The sequence below is a fragment of the Brevundimonas sp. M1A4_2e genome (genome assembly GCF_053345555.1).
Genome location: NZ_JBKFAI010000001.1, coordinates 807,363 through 821,303 on the forward strand (window position 1 = coordinate 807,363; position 13,941 = coordinate 821,303).

General features: G+C 64.7%; 23 protein-coding genes. 2 read left to right on the forward strand and 21 right to left on the reverse strand.

The window, feature by feature from the left end; all coding sequences use genetic code 11:
- Window positions 1–2 precede the first annotated feature (2 nt).
- From rplF to rpsJ, 17 genes are read right to left on the reverse strand one after another with little or no spacing between them, the layout of a single operon-like run.
- Window positions 3–536, reverse strand: coding sequence for a 50S ribosomal protein L6 (gene rplF, locus ACLBV5_RS03800; RefSeq protein WP_024353168.1), 534 nt, complete (start codon window positions 534–536; stop codon window positions 3–5).
- Window position 537: 1 nt separating this feature from the next.
- The gene (rpsH, locus tag ACLBV5_RS03805) at window positions 538–936 is read right to left on the reverse strand and encodes a 30S ribosomal protein S8 (protein ID WP_025978151.1); all 399 of its coding nucleotides are present in this window, start codon (window positions 934–936) and stop codon (window positions 538–540) included.
- A 15-nt stretch (window positions 937–951) separates the two neighbouring features.
- The gene (gene rpsN, locus ACLBV5_RS03810; protein ID WP_003170022.1) at window positions 952–1,257 is read right to left on the reverse strand and encodes a 30S ribosomal protein S14; all 306 of its coding nucleotides are present in this window, start codon (window positions 1,255–1,257) and stop codon (window positions 952–954) included.
- A gap of 19 nt (window positions 1,258–1,276) precedes the next feature.
- Window positions 1,277–1,834, reverse strand: coding sequence for a 50S ribosomal protein L5 (gene rplE / locus ACLBV5_RS03815; RefSeq protein WP_025978152.1), 558 nt, complete (start codon window positions 1,832–1,834; stop codon window positions 1,277–1,279).
- Window positions 1,834–2,142: a 50S ribosomal protein L24 gene (gene rplX / locus ACLBV5_RS03820; RefSeq protein ID WP_025978153.1), complete on the reverse strand. Its 309-nt coding sequence runs from the start codon at window positions 2,140–2,142 to the stop codon at window positions 1,834–1,836. The genes rplE and rplX overlap by 1 nt, the downstream gene beginning before the upstream one ends.
- A gap of 2 nt (window positions 2,143–2,144) precedes the next feature.
- Window positions 2,145–2,513, reverse strand: coding sequence for a 50S ribosomal protein L14 (gene rplN, locus ACLBV5_RS03825; protein WP_003164378.1), 369 nt, complete (start codon window positions 2,511–2,513; stop codon window positions 2,145–2,147).
- Window positions 2,514–2,531: 18 nt separating this feature from the next.
- A complete protein-coding gene (rpsQ, locus tag ACLBV5_RS03830) occupies window positions 2,532–2,774 on the reverse strand; it encodes a 30S ribosomal protein S17 (RefSeq protein WP_003164377.1) in 243 nt (80 codons plus the stop codon).
- A 10-nt stretch (window positions 2,775–2,784) separates the two neighbouring features.
- The gene (rpmC, locus tag ACLBV5_RS03835) at window positions 2,785–2,982 is read right to left on the reverse strand and encodes a 50S ribosomal protein L29 (protein WP_003164376.1); all 198 of its coding nucleotides are present in this window, start codon (window positions 2,980–2,982) and stop codon (window positions 2,785–2,787) included.
- The gene (gene rplP / locus ACLBV5_RS03840; protein WP_003164375.1) at window positions 2,982–3,419 is read right to left on the reverse strand and encodes a 50S ribosomal protein L16; all 438 of its coding nucleotides are present in this window, start codon (window positions 3,417–3,419) and stop codon (window positions 2,982–2,984) included. The genes rpmC and rplP overlap by 1 nt, the downstream gene beginning before the upstream one ends.
- Before the next feature lie 6 nt (window positions 3,420–3,425).
- Window positions 3,426–4,169, reverse strand: a complete 744-nt coding sequence (rpsC, locus tag ACLBV5_RS03845) for a 30S ribosomal protein S3 (RefSeq protein ID WP_025978154.1) — start codon at window positions 4,167–4,169, stop codon at window positions 3,426–3,428.
- Window positions 4,169–4,549 carry a 50S ribosomal protein L22 gene (rplV, locus tag ACLBV5_RS03850; RefSeq protein WP_003170028.1) on the reverse strand — a complete coding sequence of 127 codons (381 nt, stop codon included), beginning with the start codon at window positions 4,547–4,549 and terminating at the stop codon, window positions 4,169–4,171. Before rplV ends, rpsC begins: the two co-directional genes overlap by 1 nt.
- A 3-nt stretch (window positions 4,550–4,552) precedes the next feature.
- Window positions 4,553–4,831: a 30S ribosomal protein S19 gene (gene rpsS, locus ACLBV5_RS03855; protein WP_003164372.1), complete on the reverse strand. Its 279-nt coding sequence runs from the start codon at window positions 4,829–4,831 to the stop codon at window positions 4,553–4,555.
- Between the two features lie 2 nt (window positions 4,832–4,833).
- The gene (gene rplB, locus ACLBV5_RS03860) at window positions 4,834–5,670 is read right to left on the reverse strand and encodes a 50S ribosomal protein L2 (RefSeq protein ID WP_025978155.1); all 837 of its coding nucleotides are present in this window, start codon (window positions 5,668–5,670) and stop codon (window positions 4,834–4,836) included.
- Between the two features lie 4 nt (window positions 5,671–5,674).
- Entirely contained in the window at window positions 5,675–5,980 is a 306-nt protein-coding gene (locus ACLBV5_RS03865; protein WP_003170030.1) for a 50S ribosomal protein L23, read from the reverse strand.
- Window positions 5,980–6,618: a 50S ribosomal protein L4 gene (gene rplD, locus ACLBV5_RS03870; protein ID WP_025978156.1), complete on the reverse strand. Its 639-nt coding sequence runs from the start codon at window positions 6,616–6,618 to the stop codon at window positions 5,980–5,982. Before rplD ends, ACLBV5_RS03865 begins: the two co-directional genes overlap by 1 nt.
- Window positions 6,618–7,364, reverse strand: coding sequence for a 50S ribosomal protein L3 (rplC, locus tag ACLBV5_RS03875; protein WP_025978157.1), 747 nt, complete (start codon window positions 7,362–7,364; stop codon window positions 6,618–6,620). The genes rplD and rplC overlap by 1 nt, the downstream gene beginning before the upstream one ends.
- A 23-nt stretch (window positions 7,365–7,387) precedes the next feature.
- The gene (gene rpsJ, locus ACLBV5_RS03880) at window positions 7,388–7,693 is read right to left on the reverse strand and encodes a 30S ribosomal protein S10 (protein WP_003164367.1); all 306 of its coding nucleotides are present in this window, start codon (window positions 7,691–7,693) and stop codon (window positions 7,388–7,390) included.
- Window positions 7,694–8,275: 582 nt separating this feature from the next.
- Between rpsJ and ACLBV5_RS03885 the strand changes: the two genes are divergently transcribed.
- A complete protein-coding gene (locus tag ACLBV5_RS03885) occupies window positions 8,276–9,034 on the forward strand; it encodes an outer membrane protein (protein ID WP_134580346.1) in 759 nt (252 codons plus the stop codon).
- A gap of 157 nt (window positions 9,035–9,191) precedes the next feature.
- On the opposite strand, the gene ACLBV5_RS03890 is transcribed toward ACLBV5_RS03885, so the two are convergent.
- The 3 genes from ACLBV5_RS03890 to ACLBV5_RS03900 all read right to left on the reverse strand — a co-directional run bounded on the left by ACLBV5_RS03890 (window position 9,192) and on the right by ACLBV5_RS03900 (window position 12,271).
- A complete protein-coding gene (locus tag ACLBV5_RS03890) occupies window positions 9,192–10,082 on the reverse strand; it encodes a GIN domain-containing protein (RefSeq protein WP_447604853.1) in 891 nt (296 codons plus the stop codon).
- An 86-nt stretch (window positions 10,083–10,168) separates the two neighbouring features.
- Window positions 10,169–11,101: a cupin-like domain-containing protein gene (locus ACLBV5_RS03895; protein WP_447604854.1), complete on the reverse strand. Its 933-nt coding sequence runs from the start codon at window positions 11,099–11,101 to the stop codon at window positions 10,169–10,171.
- A 36-nt stretch (window positions 11,102–11,137) separates the two neighbouring features.
- Complete coding sequence (locus tag ACLBV5_RS03900; RefSeq protein ID WP_447604855.1) at window positions 11,138–12,271, reverse strand: GNAT family N-acetyltransferase; 1,134 nt, start codon at window positions 12,269–12,271, stop codon at window positions 11,138–11,140.
- Window positions 12,272–12,419: 148 nt separating this feature from the next.
- Between ACLBV5_RS03900 and ACLBV5_RS03905 the strand changes: the two genes are divergently transcribed.
- Window positions 12,420–12,584 (forward strand): hypothetical protein, encoded by a 165-nt coding sequence (locus tag ACLBV5_RS03905; protein ID WP_167349647.1) that lies wholly within the window; start codon window positions 12,420–12,422, stop codon window positions 12,582–12,584.
- A gap of 109 nt (window positions 12,585–12,693) precedes the next feature.
- On the opposite strand, the gene tuf is transcribed toward ACLBV5_RS03905, so the two are convergent.
- Window positions 12,694–13,884, reverse strand: a complete 1,191-nt coding sequence (tuf, locus tag ACLBV5_RS03910) for an elongation factor Tu (protein ID WP_064108282.1) — start codon at window positions 13,882–13,884, stop codon at window positions 12,694–12,696.
- Between the last annotated feature and the right edge of the window lie 57 nt (window positions 13,885–13,941).

Consider the following 13,941-nt stretch of genomic DNA (forward strand, 5'->3'; position numbering starts at 1 on the left):
ACTTACTTCTTCTTGCCTTCCTTGCGCCGGACGAATTCGCCCTGGTAGCGCACGCCCTTGCCCTTATACGGCTCCGGCGGACGCATCTTGCGGATGACGGCGGCGATTTCACCAACGACCTGCTTGTCGGCGCCCGAGATCTTGATCTCGGTCTGCTTCGGCACAGCGAAGGTGACGCCTTCCGGCGGAGCGATGTCGACGTCGTGCGAGAAGCCGAGCTGCAGCGAGAGATCCTTGCCCTTCAGGGCGGCGCGGTAACCGACGCCGACCAGTTCCAGGGTCTTCTCGAAACCGTCGGTCACGCCGGTCACCATGTTGGCGACCAGGGTGCGCGACAGGCCCCACATGGCCTTGGCGCGCTGCGTGTCCGAACGCGGGGTCAGCGACAGTTCGTCGCCTTCCTGCTTGACTTCGATCTCTTCGGCGACGGTCCAGGAGCGTTCGCCCTTGGGACCCTTCACGGTGATGTCCTGGCCGTTGAGCGTGACAGTCACGCCCTTCGGCACAGCGATGGTTTTCTTGCCGATACGAGACATATCAGTAGACCCTGCACAGGACTTCGCCGCCGACGTTAGCGTCGCGCGCGGCGGCGTCAGACATGACGCCCTTCGAAGTCGAAAGGATCGAGATGCCGAGGCCGTTCTTGACCGGCTTCAGATCGCCGATGGCCGAATAGACGCGACGGCCGGGCTTCGACACGCGGGCGATCTCGGCGATCACCGGCTGGCCGTCGAAGTACTTCAGCTCAATCTCGAACTGCGGGAACTCGCCGGGGTTCTGAACCAGCGAATAGCCGCGGATGTAGCCCTCGTCCTGCAGCACGTCCAGGACGCGCTGGCGCAGGCGGGAAGCCGGGGTGAGCACCGTCGAACGCTTGCGGGTGGCCGCGTTCTTGATGCGAGCGATCATGTCGCTCAGGGGATCGTTGATCATCATGTCTGTTCGCTCCCCTTACCAGCTCGACTTCGTCAAGCCGGGGATCTGACCCATGTTGCCCAGCTCGCGCAGGGCCACACGGCTCATCTTGAGCTTGCGGTAGTAAGCCCGCGGACGACCCGTCACTTCGCAACGGTTGCGAATGCGGCTCGGAGCCGAGTTGCGCGGCAGAGCCGCCAGCTTCAGGCGCGCATCGAAACGCTCCTCAAGCGGCAGGCTCTCGTCGTTGGCGATAGCCTTCAGGGCGTCCCGCTTCGCGGCATACTTCGCAACCAGGGCCTTGACGGCTTCGTTGCGGTTTACGGCGCTTTTCTTAGCCATTGTTCTCTTCCCTTCCCGCTCAGTTCACGAACGGGAACTTGAACTCGGTGAGGAGAGCCTTGGCTTCCTCATCGGTCTTGGCCGTGGTGCAGACGATGATGTCCATGCCCCACATCTGATCGATCTGGTCGTAGTTGATCTCCGGGAACACGATGTGCTCCTTCAGACCCGTGGCGTAGTTGCCGCGACCGTCGAACGAGGTGCCCTTCAGGCCACGGAAGTCCTTCACGCGCGGCAGGGCGATCGTGATGAACCGGTCCAGGAACTCGTACATCTGGGCGCCACGCAGGGTGACCTTGCCGCCGATGATCATGCCTTCGCGCAGCTTGAAGCCGGCGATGGAGTTACGAGCCTTGGTCGGCACGGCCTTCTGACCGGCGATGGCCGTCAGGTCCTTGAGGGCCGCAGTGGCCTTCTTGGAGTCAGCGACGGCTTCACCGATGCCCATGTTCAGGACGATCTTGTCCAGCTTGGGGATCTGCATCTCGTTCGTGTAGCCGAACTTTTCCTTCAGGGCGCCGCGGATGCGGTCCTGATATTCGGTCTTGAGACGCGGCATGTACTTGGTGTCGGCCATCAGATGACGTCTCCCGTCGACTTGGCGAAGCGGACCTTCTTGTCCCCCTCGACCTTGAAGCCCACGCGGGTCGCCTTGCCGTTGCCGTCGACGATCGCGACGTTCGACAGGTGAAGCGAGGCTTCCTTGTGCTTGATGCCGCCTTGCGGGTCAGCCTGGGTCGGGCGCGTGTGGCGCTGGACCATGTTGACGCCTTGCACGACGACGCGGTTCTCGGTCGGCAGGACCCGGATCACCTGGCCGGTGCGGCCCTTGTCCTTGCCGGTGAGGACGACGACGTTGTCGCCCTTCTTGATCTTCGCGGCCATGGTTACAGGACCTCCGGAGCCAGCGAGATGATCTTCATGTGGTTCTTGGCGCGCAGCTCGCGCGGAACCGGGCCGAAGATACGGGTGCCGACAGGCTCGTTCTGCTTGTTGACGATGACGGCGGCCGACTTGTCGAAACGAATGACAGAGCCGTCCTTGCGTTGGATGTCCTTCGCGGTGCGCACGACGATGGCGCGAACGACGTCGCCCTTCTTCACGCGGCCGCGCGGAATCGCTTCCTTCACCGAGGCGACGATGGTGTCGCCGATCGAGGCGTAACGGCGCTTAGAACCGCCGAGCACCTTGATGCACATGACCCGGCGAGCGCCCGAGTTATCGGCGACCTCCAGGTTAGTTTGCATCTGGATCATGGGATCCGATCCTTCTTCTTACGAAGCCGAAGACGGGGAAATGATTTCCCAGCGCTTCAACTTGGACTTGGGGGCGCATTCGATAATGCGCGCGATATCGCCGACTTTGAGAGCGTTCGCCTCATCGTGAGCGTGGTAGTTCTTGGACTTACGAACCGTCTTGCGGAGCAGCGGGTGCAGCAGGGTGCGCTCGACCTTCACGACGACGGTCTTGTCGCCCTTGTCGGAGACGACCACGCCTTCAAGAATGCGTTTGGGCATCGGTGTTTCCTTACGAGGCCGCACGCTTCTCGCGCAGAAGCGTCGAGATGCGAGCGATGTCCTTGCGCACTTCCGAGACCCGGTGGGTCTTTTCCATCTGGCCGGTGGCGGCCTGGAAGCGCAGGTTGAACTGTTCCTTCTTGAGCTTCAGCAGCTCGTCGGACAGTTGGTCGACGGTTTGCGACCGGAGATCGGCGATCTTGGTCATTAGGCGGCTTGCTCCGTAACGATGCCGGCGTCCAGGCGGGTGACCACCTTGGTGCGGATCGGCAGCTTGGCGGCGCCGAGGCGCAGCGCTTCACGAGCCACGTCGTCCGGCACGCCGTCGATTTCGAACATGATGCGGCCCGGGGCCACGCGAGCGGCCCAATGGTCCACCGCGCCCTTGCCCTTACCCATCCGCACTTCGGCCGGCTTGCCGGAGACCGGCACGTCGGGGAAGATACGGATCCAGACGCGGCCCTGACGCTTCATCTGACGGGTGATCGCGCGGCGAGCCGCTTCGATCTGACGCGCCGTGATGCGCTCCGGCTCGACGGCCTTCAGACCGTAGGAGCCGAAGTTCAGCGAGAAACCACCCTTGGACGAGCCGTGGATGCGGCCCTTGAAGGCCTTGCGGTACTTGGTCTTTTTCGGTTGCAACATGGCCTATCAGCCCTCACGACCACGGCGAGGACCGCGATCACCGCGGGGGCCGCCACGGCCTTCGTTGGACGACGGACCCGAGGCTTCCTGGGCCCAGCGCTTGTCCTGAGCCATCGGGTCGTGCTCGAGCACTTCACCCTTAAACACCCAGACCTTCACGCCAATGATGCCGTAGGTCGTCTTGGCTTCATAGAAGCCATAGTCGATGTCGGCGCGCAGGGTATGCAGCGGCACGCGACCTTCGCGGTACCACTCCATCCGAGCGATTTCGGCGCCGCCCAGACGGCCCGAGACGTTGATGCGGACGCCCTTGGCGCCCAGGCGCATGGCCGACTGCATCGAACGCTTCATGGCGCGGCGGAACGCGATACGGCGCTCCAGCTGCTGAGCGATGTTCTCGGCGATCAGCTGAGCGTCGGTTTCCGGCTTGCGGACCTCGACGATGTTCAGGTGAACTTCGCCTTCAGTGCGAGCGGCGATGTCCTTGCGCAGCTTCTCGATGTCAGCGCCCTTCTTGCCGATCACGACACCCGGACGGGCGGCGTAGATCGTCACGCGGCACTTCTTGTGCGGACGCTCGATGATGATGCGCGACACGCCGGCGGCCGACAGGCGTTCCTTCAGCCACGTGCGCAGCTTCAGGTCCTGATGGAGCAGTTTGGCGTAGTCGGCGCCGCCGGCGAACCAGCGGCTGTCCCACGTGCGGTTCACGCCGAGGCGCAGACCGATCGGATTGATTTTCTGACCCATCAGGCGGCCTCACCTGCTTCGCGAACCACGATGGTGATTTCGCTGAACGGTTTCAGGATGCGCGACGAGCGGCCGCGAGCACGGCTCGCGAAACGCTTCATCACCAGGTTCTTGCCCACGAAGGCCTCGGCGACGACCAGGTTGTCGATGTCGAGGTTGTGGTTGTTCTCGGCGTTCGAGACGGCCGAGTACAGGACCTTGCGGACGTCGCCGGCGATGCGCTTGCGGCTGAATTCCAGCTCGTTGAGAGCCTTCTGCACCGGCAGGCCGCGGATCGATTGGGCCACCAGGTTCAGCTTCTGCGGGCTGATACGGACGTTGACCAGCTTGGCGCGGGCCTCGGTCGCAGCAACGCGACGGGGGTTCTTGGTCTGGGCCATGGATTACTTCCTCTTGGCCTTCTTGTCCGCCGCGTGGCCCGGGAAGTTCCGGGTCGGGGCGAACTCGCCGAACTTCATGCCGACCATTTCTTCGGAGACCGACACCGGCACATGCTTCTGGCCGTTGTGGACGCCGAACGTCAGACCGACGAACTGCGGCAGGATGGTGGAGCGGCGCGACCAGGTCTTGATCACGTCCTTGCGGCCCGACGATTGAGCGGCGTCGGCCTTCTTGAGCAGATACCCGTCGACAAACGGGCCTTTCCAGGAGGAGCGGGCCATTCTTAGCGAGCCTTCTTCACGTGGCGAGTACGGATGATGAACTTATCCGTAGCCTTGTTCTTGCGGGTGCGGGTGCCCTTGGTGTCCTTGCCCCACGGCGTAACCGGGGTACGACCACCAGAGGTCCGGCCTTCACCACCACCATGCGGGTGGTCGATCGGGTTCATGGCGACGCCGCGGACGTGCGGACGCCAGCCCATGTGACGCTTGCGACCAGCCTTGCCCAGGTTCTGGTTCATGTGCTCGGGGTTCGACACCGCGCCGACCACGGCCAGGCACGAGTCCAGAACCATGCGCAGTTCGCCCGAGCCGAGACGGATCTGGGCGTAGCCCTGGTCGCGACCGACCAGTTGGGCGTAGGCGCCGGCCGAACGGGCCAGCTGAGCGCCCTTGCCCGGCTTCATCTCCACGTTGTGGATGATGGTGCCGACCGGCATCGAACGCAGGGGCATGGCGTTGCCCGGCTTCACGTCGACCTTTTCACCCGCGACGATGGTGTCGCCGGCGTGCAGGCGCTGAGGCGCGATGATGTAGGTCTTCTCGCCGTCGGCGTAGTTCACCAGAGCGATGAACGCCGTGCGGTTCGGGTCGTACTCCAGACGCTCGACCGTGCCGACCACGTCGAACTTGCGACGCTTGAAGTCGATCTTGCGGTACAGCTTCTTGGCGCCGCCGCCGCGGAAGCGGACAGCGATGCGACCGCCCTGACCACGGCCGCCCGACTTGGTCAGGCCCTCGGTCAGCGACTTCTCCGGGCGGCCTTTGTGCAGCTCGGAGCGGTCGACCAGCACCAGGGCGCGGCGGCCCGGCGACGTCGGATTGTAATGCTTCAGAGCCATGGTCTTAGAGCCCCGTCGTGACGTCGATCGACTGACCATCGGCCAGCGTCACGATCGCTTTCTTGATGTCCACGCGGCGACCGAGGATGCCCCGGAAGCGCTTGGTCTTGCCCTTTTGAACCAGGGTGTTGACCTTGAGGACGTTGACTTTGAACAGGCTTTCGACCGCAGCGGCGATCTCGTCCTTGGTCGCCGTGCCGGCGACGCGGAACACGACCTTGTTCTGCTCCGACAGGATCGTGGCCTTCTCGGTGATCACCGGAGCCAGGATGGTGTCGTAGTGCTTGGCGGTGGGTTGAGCGGCGGCCATTATGCGGCTTCCTTCTCAGCGAAGCGGGCCTCGATCGCCTCAACGGCGGCCTTGGTCAGCACCAGTTTGTCCGCCCGCAGGATGTCATAGACGTTCAGGCCGGCGTTCGGCAGCACGTCGATGTGCGGGATGTTGCGCGCGGCCAGGCCGAAGTTAGCGTCGACTTCCGGACCCGCGATGATCAGAGCCTTGGTCCAGCCCAGCTTGCCGAAGGTTTCGCGCAGGGAAGCCGTCTTGGGCTCCTTGACCGAAACGCTGTCGACGACGACTAGGTCGCCGGCCTTAACCTTGGACGACAGGGCGTGCTTCAGCGCCAGGGCGCGGACCTTTTTCGGCAGCGAGAAGCCGTGGTCGCGAACGACCGGGCCGAACGCCGGCGAACCGCCGACGAACTGGGGCGCACGACGCGAGCCGTGACGGGCGCCGCCCGTGCCCTTCTGCTTGTACATCTTCTTGCCCGTACGAGAGTTCTCGTTGCGGGTTTGAACCTTGTGGGTGCCGGCGCGGCGCTTGGCCAGCTGCCAGTTGACGTAACGGGCCAGCAGGTCGCCGCGGATGTCGGAGATGCCGAAGACGGCGTCCGACAGCTCAACGTCGCCAGCAGCCTTGCCGTCGAGTTTGATGACCGAGAGTTTCATTACGCTTCACCGCCTTCGGTCGCTTCCACGGCCGGAGCTTGTTCAGCCGGCGTCGAAGCGGGTTGAGCAGCAGCCGACTTGACGGCGCCCGGGAACGGAGCGTCCGCAGGGCGGGCCTTCTTGATGGCGTCGCTGACCTTGACGTAAGCGCCGTCGTGACCGGGGACAGCGCCCTTGATCATGATTAGGCCACGCTCGGCGTCCACGCGGACGACGGTCAGGTTCTGGGTGGTGACGACTTCCTGGCCCAGGTGACCGGCCATCTTCTTACCCTTGAAGACGCGACCCGGATCCTGACGCTGGCCGGTCGAACCGTGCGAGCGGTGCGAAATCGACACGCCGTGCGAAGCACGCAGACCGCCGAAGTTCCAGCGCTTCATAGCGCCGGCAAAGCCCTTACCAATGGTATGGCCCTGGATGTCGACCTTCTGACCCGCGAGGAAGTGGTCGGCCGACAGTTCGGCGCCCACGTCCAGCAGGGCGTCTTCGCCCACGCGGAACTCGGTCACATAGGCCTTCGGCTCAACCTCGGCCTTCGCGAAAACTTCGCGTTGAGCCTTGGCCGTGTTCTTGGCCTTCTTAACGCCAGCGCCCAGCTGAAGGGCGACGTAACCGTCGCGCTCCTTGGTACGTTGGCCGACGACTTGGCAGCCGTCGAGCTGGAGTACAGTGACCGGAACGTGTGCGCCGTCATCGGCGAACACGCGGGTCATCCCCAGCTTCTTGGCGATCACGCCCGTGCGCATGTCGGATCCCGCCTCTTTCTTTCTTAGATCTTGATCTCGACGTCCACGCCGGCGGACAGGTCGAGCTTCATGAGCGCGTCCACGGTCTGCGGGGTGGGGTCGACAATGTCGAGCACGCGTTTGTGCGTGCGGATTTCAAACTGCTCGCGCGACTTCTTGTCGACGTGCGGCGAGCGGTTCACGGTGAACTTTTCGATCAGGGTCGGCAGCGGGATCGGACCGCGAACGGTCGCGCCCGTGCGCTTGGCGGTGTTGACGATTTCGCGCGTCGAAAAGTCGAGGACGCGATGATCGAAGGCCTTGAGCCTGATGCGGATGCTTTGATCCATATCGGTTGTTATTCCCATGCGGCCGGAGCCGCGTCCCTGTGAACCATTTCAAAGACCGAAGCCCCGAGACGAAAACTCGTCCCCAGGAAACGCAAATCCGCAAAAACGAGCGGCCCACGCAGTCCCCCGCGAAGGCCGTAAGTTCCCAAGAAGCTGCAAAGAACAGTAACTTAGGTCGTTCCTGCGAACCGCGTCTGCACCCGAAAGTGCACAGCCGGTCCAACAAGAGGGGCGCTTATGCCCTCCGATTCCGTTTCCGTCAAGCGTGGAAATCCCCGTCCCGTCAGGGTTTGCGACTCACCGCCCGCGCGGCCCCTGAAACGGTGCGCCGCAACATAACGCGGGCTGATCGTTAGGGACTGCGGCCGGAAAGCGGCCATATGAACGCCCCGGAAAGGCGCCGCCGCAATGATCGCCGTATACTGACGCAGTTATGCCTCAATGCGTCACTTTTGGGCAACATCGCCCCCAGTGTGACAGCGCCACGACATGTTTGTTACGGCAAAGCGCCAAACTGCGACCTATGTCTTGCTCATCGCCGGGCGGCTCAGCTTCCTGGCGGCAGTACATAAGGACAAAAAAATGAAAACCGTCTTTCTCGCTTCGGTCGCCGCCGCGACCCTGATCGCCGCTCCCGCCTTCGCTCAAGACGCCATCGGCTCGGCCGGCATCGCCTATAACTACGCCGACGTGGACGGCACGGACGTGAACCGCGGCGTCATCGACGGCACCGTCGCTTCGTCGGTGTTCGGCGACTGGACCGTGACCTTCAACGCCGAAGCCGCCTACACCGACGTCAAGGACGCTGGCGACGAAACCACCCTGGCCGGCGCCGTCCACCTGTCGAAGAAGATCGAAGACATGCGCTTCGGCGGCTTCTACGGCGCTTCGGAACTGGGCGCGACCACGCTGAACACCTTCGGCCTGGAAGGCCAGAAGTACCTGGACCGCGCCACCCTGACGGGCGTCGTCTCGTACGGCACGGCGGCTGACGCCGACATCTGGACCGTGGCCGGCGACGCCGCCTTCTACGCCACGCCGCAACTGCGCCTGAGCGGCGGCGCCGCCTACACCAACGTCGACGCCGACAACATCTTCATCGGCGCTGGCGACGTGGACGCCTGGTCGGCCGGCGTGGCTGCTGAGTATCAGTTCGCCAACTCGCCGTACTCGGTCTTCGGCGGCTACGACTACGTCAAGTCCTCGGACCTGGACGTCGACGCCAACGTCTTCAAGATCGGCATGCGCTACAGCTTCGGCGGCGGTCTGCAAGCCCGCGACCAAGCCGGCGCCAACCTGGGCCGCACGCACAACGGCGTCGCCGCCCTGTTCGGCTACTAAGACGTCTACGCGGTCCGCAAGGGCCGCCTGGAATGACGAAACCCCGGCGGAGCGATCCGCCGGGGTTTTTGTTTGGCTCATGCCCGACTGCAGACATGAAAAAGGCCCGGAGGGTTCCACGCTCCCGGGCCTTTTCCTTCAGAAACCTTTCGCGGCGTCAGCGGCCGATACGCAGGTCTCCTGATCCGACGATCGAGCGCGACACGCGGCCGGTCGCCTCGGCCACCCGGACATCGCCCGACCCGGCGATGGCCGCTGAGACATCGCCGGCCGTTCCCTCGAAGCGGACATCGCCCGAACCGCCGATCGACACCTTGAGCGACGGAGCGCGTCCCGCTCGCACCCGCACGCCGCCCGAACCGCCGATGGCGATTTCGGTTTCCCCATCCACCCGGGCCACTTCAATACTGCCTGAGCCGCCGACATTGGCCTCCAGCCTGCCTGTCGCCCCGGCAAAGACCGAGCCGGAGCCGCCGACCGACGCTTCCAGATTGCGGGAGGTCCCCGCACGGATGCTGCCCGATCCGCCGACCGACAGGTCCACGTCGCCCTCGACATTGGCCACCGTCCACGATCCGCAGCCGCCAGAGCCAAGGTCGACCGAGCGGGCGCCGCGCCCGATGGAGCCGAACACAGCCCCTCCCCCGTTGACGTCCACGTCGCGCGGCGTGCGCAGGACGATCATCGGGGCATCCTCCATCCGGATCCGCCCCTTGCCCCGCACCTCGACCGTGGCGCCGTCGCCAGGCTGGCGAGCGTCGGCCCGGCTATTGTTGCAGGATCCGATAAGCCCGCCGCCCATGCCGCGCGCGCGGCCCAGGCCGCCGTCGATCCGCACCTGATCGCCGCGACGTTCGATGCGCAGTTCCGGCAGATCGGCTGCGCCCTGGGTGATCTCCACCCCGACATCCGCGCGGTCTTCCGGAATGACGATCACACGCGCCACCGCATTGCGGATGGTCACTTCAGCGGCGAGCGCCGGAGCCGCCAGAACGGCGGATGCGGCCAGGGCGGATCCCAAGGCGGCGGCGATAGCGGCGGGTTTCATCAGCGAGCTCTCCCTGTCTCTGTGGCCAGGCGAGACTGGGGGCCCTACGTCGCAAAGTCAGTTTAAATCGAGGTCATGAACCCCTTTTAACCTTGGCCTCCAGCCGCCTCGGCGTTCAGTCGCCCGGCGCCGTCCACGGCGCCCGCCTGGGGCACGAAGTCACGCTCGAAGTTCTCCAGACGGCTCTTCAGGGCGCCGGTCTTCTTCAGCAACACCGACGCCGCCCAGCGCGCGGCCAGTTCAGGCGTTCCCATCTGGTCGGTCGAGCGGGGCGCCCCTCCCCGGCTGCGCACCACGGCGTTGGTGTAGAGGGCCCCTCGTCTCAGTCGCGAACTCCAGGTCTGGAAGTCGACCGACAGGGAGACGCAGAACCGGTCCAGATTCTCCACCCGATGCGGCGCGAAGAAGGGCCAGGTCAGCGCTTGACCAGGCTCCAGGTCGATCGCCTGAGCGTCCTGTTCAAAGGCGCGGACATAGGGGATTTCCTCGGTCGTCTGCCGTGCGATCACCTGCTCCATGCTGCGCTCCGGCAGATGCGCCTCATCGCCCGGGAAGACGAACAGCCGCTTGCGGCCGCGCATGTGGAACAGGATCACCCCGGACGCGTCGAAGTGATATGGCACCCGAGCCTTCGGCGACGACAGGATCAGCTGACCATTGCGGCTGACCGCCTTAAGACCCGGATAGGCCTCGCCCATGATGCGGTCGAACTCGGCCATCGTCGCCTGCCACAACTCGGGCCAGCCGCGCTCGACGTCGCGCATATTGACCCATAGCCGGCCCTGCTGGGTCGCCTCCAGCAGTTCGGCGCCGTTCAGCCGCCCGCGCGCGCCCGTCCTCAGGCTGACCTGCCCTTCGTCGTCGTAGTCGTACAGGTTGATGTCGAACAGATCCGCAGGATACCGGTCCAGCACCTCGGCCAGGGCCTGATCCTCAGCGAAGCCGTTGGCGACCAGGGCATGCGCATGGACTGCCGCCTGGCTGATCGGACCCGCATAACGCGTCATGGAAGCCGTCATTCCGTTTCCTCCTCTACCGGCCTGTCCGGCCACCCGCTATTTCCGCACCATGTCGACGGCGGCGCGCAACGCCCCCGAAGCTCGGCCCGTCAAACTCGTTTCACACGCCTCGATCACGGCCCAGCGGCGCCGCGTACTGGTGCGCAGACGCTGCGCCCGGTCACGGCCCGCCAGGCCGACCGCGGCGCTCATCGTGGCGCGCAGGGCCCTGGACACGCCGGGCCGGGCCACGACGCCTTCGACGGTCACCAGGCCCCCGTCATCGTAGTATTTCTTGTAGTAGCCGCCTACGCCGACGCCGTAGTCGAAGACTCGGTAGCCCCGTTCGGACCCCAGCCGGATCGTCTCCTGCGTCAGCACTATGCCCGGCGACCAGCGCGCGACTTCCTGGTTATAGACCGGGAACCACAGGTGGAAATGACGCCCCGCGTGCATGGAGTATTCCATCGCCACCACCCGGCCATCGACGCGCAGCACCGCCATCGAGGCGCCGAAACCGTCTTCGCCCTCGCAGTCCATCAGGGCATGCAGGACCTGGCCGGTCCAGCCGCAGGCGAAAATGTCATGCAGACCGGTGCGGCGATACTGTTCGCTCTTTTCGATGATCAGCCGCTCCAGCAGGGCGTGATCGTGCAGGCAGATCTCGATCTCGACCGTCTTGAAGGCGCCGTCCAGCCCCCGCCGCGAACGCTCCTTGTCCTTGAAGTATTTCGGAAAGGCCTTCCTGCGCCGCGCGTACCAGGCGTCGAAGCCGCCTTCGTCCGGCACGATCGAGACGACACTGTTATTACGGGGCATCTGTTCCGGCGCGTCGCCGATCCAGGCGGCGGCGGCGAAGCGCGGTGCGCCCAGCAGGCGCGCCGCTTCCTGCATCGAGGGCTTCTGATCCTTGGGACCGATGACCCCGTGATAGTCGTTCATCGGCGCCGCCAGCGGCTGGATCGTCCCGCCCCGGCGTTGATACGGATAATAGCCTACGACGCGGCCGTCCCGTTTGAAGACAGCCACGGCCGAGCCGGGACAGATCGCCCCCGCCGTGCGTGCGAACTCCCAGCGGAAATAGGGGCTGCTCAGGTCCGGATCCGCGCGCGCCCAGTCATTCCACTGCGCGCCGTCCTCGGCCGTCAGCTCGGCCAGGCTGCGGATTTCGACTGACAGTGTTTCCGACATGACGCTCCCTTCGGAACGATCACAGCAAGTCCCGTTCCATCCCGGCCTGATAAGGCCAAGCTCTTGAGGCGGGGTTAGCGCGCAGCCGCGTTGGCGCAGAAACGGAGCCTCTTGTCGCCCCCGGCATTGTCTTGGGCAGGAGGTCCCCATGACAACGCCCCGCCCCAAGAGCCGCGACACCGAGAACGAGAACCAGCGCCCCGACAAGGCCGGTCATCCGCCGCGCCCCGCGACCGAACCGAAAGGCGCCGAAGGCAGCAGCAACTCCGGCCGCACCGAAACCGACCCTGCGACCGGCGAACCGAACCACTGAATGCAAAACGGCCCCCGGATCGCTCCGGGGGCCGCTCTGTTACGCTTACGCTTACTCGTTACTGGCGAACCAGCGAGGGCCGAGGCCCTCGCTGGTTCTGACGTCGATATTACTCGACGATCTTGGCCACGACGCCGGCGCCGACGGTGCGGCCGCCTTCACGGATGGCGAAGCGCAGCTTCTCTTCCATCGCGATCGGCGTGATCAGCTCGACGTCCAGCTCGGCGTTGTCGCCCGGCATGATCATTTCCACGCCTTCCTTCAGGCGCACGATGCCGGTCACGTCGGTCGTGCGGAAGTAGAACTGCGGGCGGTAGTTCGTGAAGAACGGCGTGTGACGGCCGCCTTCTTCCTTGTTCAGGATGTAGGCTTCGGCCACGAACTTGGTGTGCGGGGTGATCGAACCCGGCTTGCACAGCACCTGGCCGCGCTCGACGTCTTCACGCTTGGTGCCGCGCAGCAGCACGCCCACGTTGTCGCCGGCTTGACCCTGGTCCAGCAGCTTGCGGAACATTTCGACGCCCGTGCAGGTCGTCTTCTGAACCGGACGGATGCCGACGATTTCGACTTCTTCACCGACCTTGACGATGCCGCGCTCGACGCGACCCGTCACCACGGTGCCGCGGCCCGAGATCGAGAACACGTCTTCGACCGGCATCAGGAACGGCATGTCGATCGGGCGTTCCGGTTGCGGGATGTAGGCGTCGACCGCCGCCATCAGCTCCAGGATGCGCTCTTCGCCGATCTGCGGGTCGCGGTCTTCGACAGCGGCCAGGGCCGAGCCCTTGATCACCGGAATGTCGTCGCCCGGGAACTGGTACGAGCTGAGCAGCTCGCGCACTTCCATTTCGACCAGCTCCAGCAGCTCCTCGTCGTCGACCATGTCGACCTTGTTCAGGAACACCACCAGGGCCGGAACGCCGACCTGACGCGACAGCAGGATGTGCTCGCGGGTCTGCGGCATCGGGCCGTCAGCGGCCGAGCACACCAGGATCGCGCCGTCCATCTGGGCGGCGCCCGTGATCATGTTCTTCACGTAGTCGGCGTGGCCCGGGCAGTCCACGTGCGCGTAGTGACGGTTGGCCGTCTCATATTCCACGTGCGACGTGTTGATGGTGATGCCGCGCGCTTTTTCTTCCGGCGCGTTGTCGATGTCGGCGTAGTTCATCGCCTTGCTGCCGCCGGCCTTCGCCAGCGTCATCGAGATCGCCGCCGTCAGCGTCGTCTTGCCGTGGTCAACGTGGCCGATCGTGCCGATGTTCACGTGCGGCTTAGTGCGTTCGAACTTTTCCTTGGCCATTCTCTAGCTCCTGGAATCCCCAAAGCGGGGGTCCAAATGGGTTTGGGGATAGGTGGG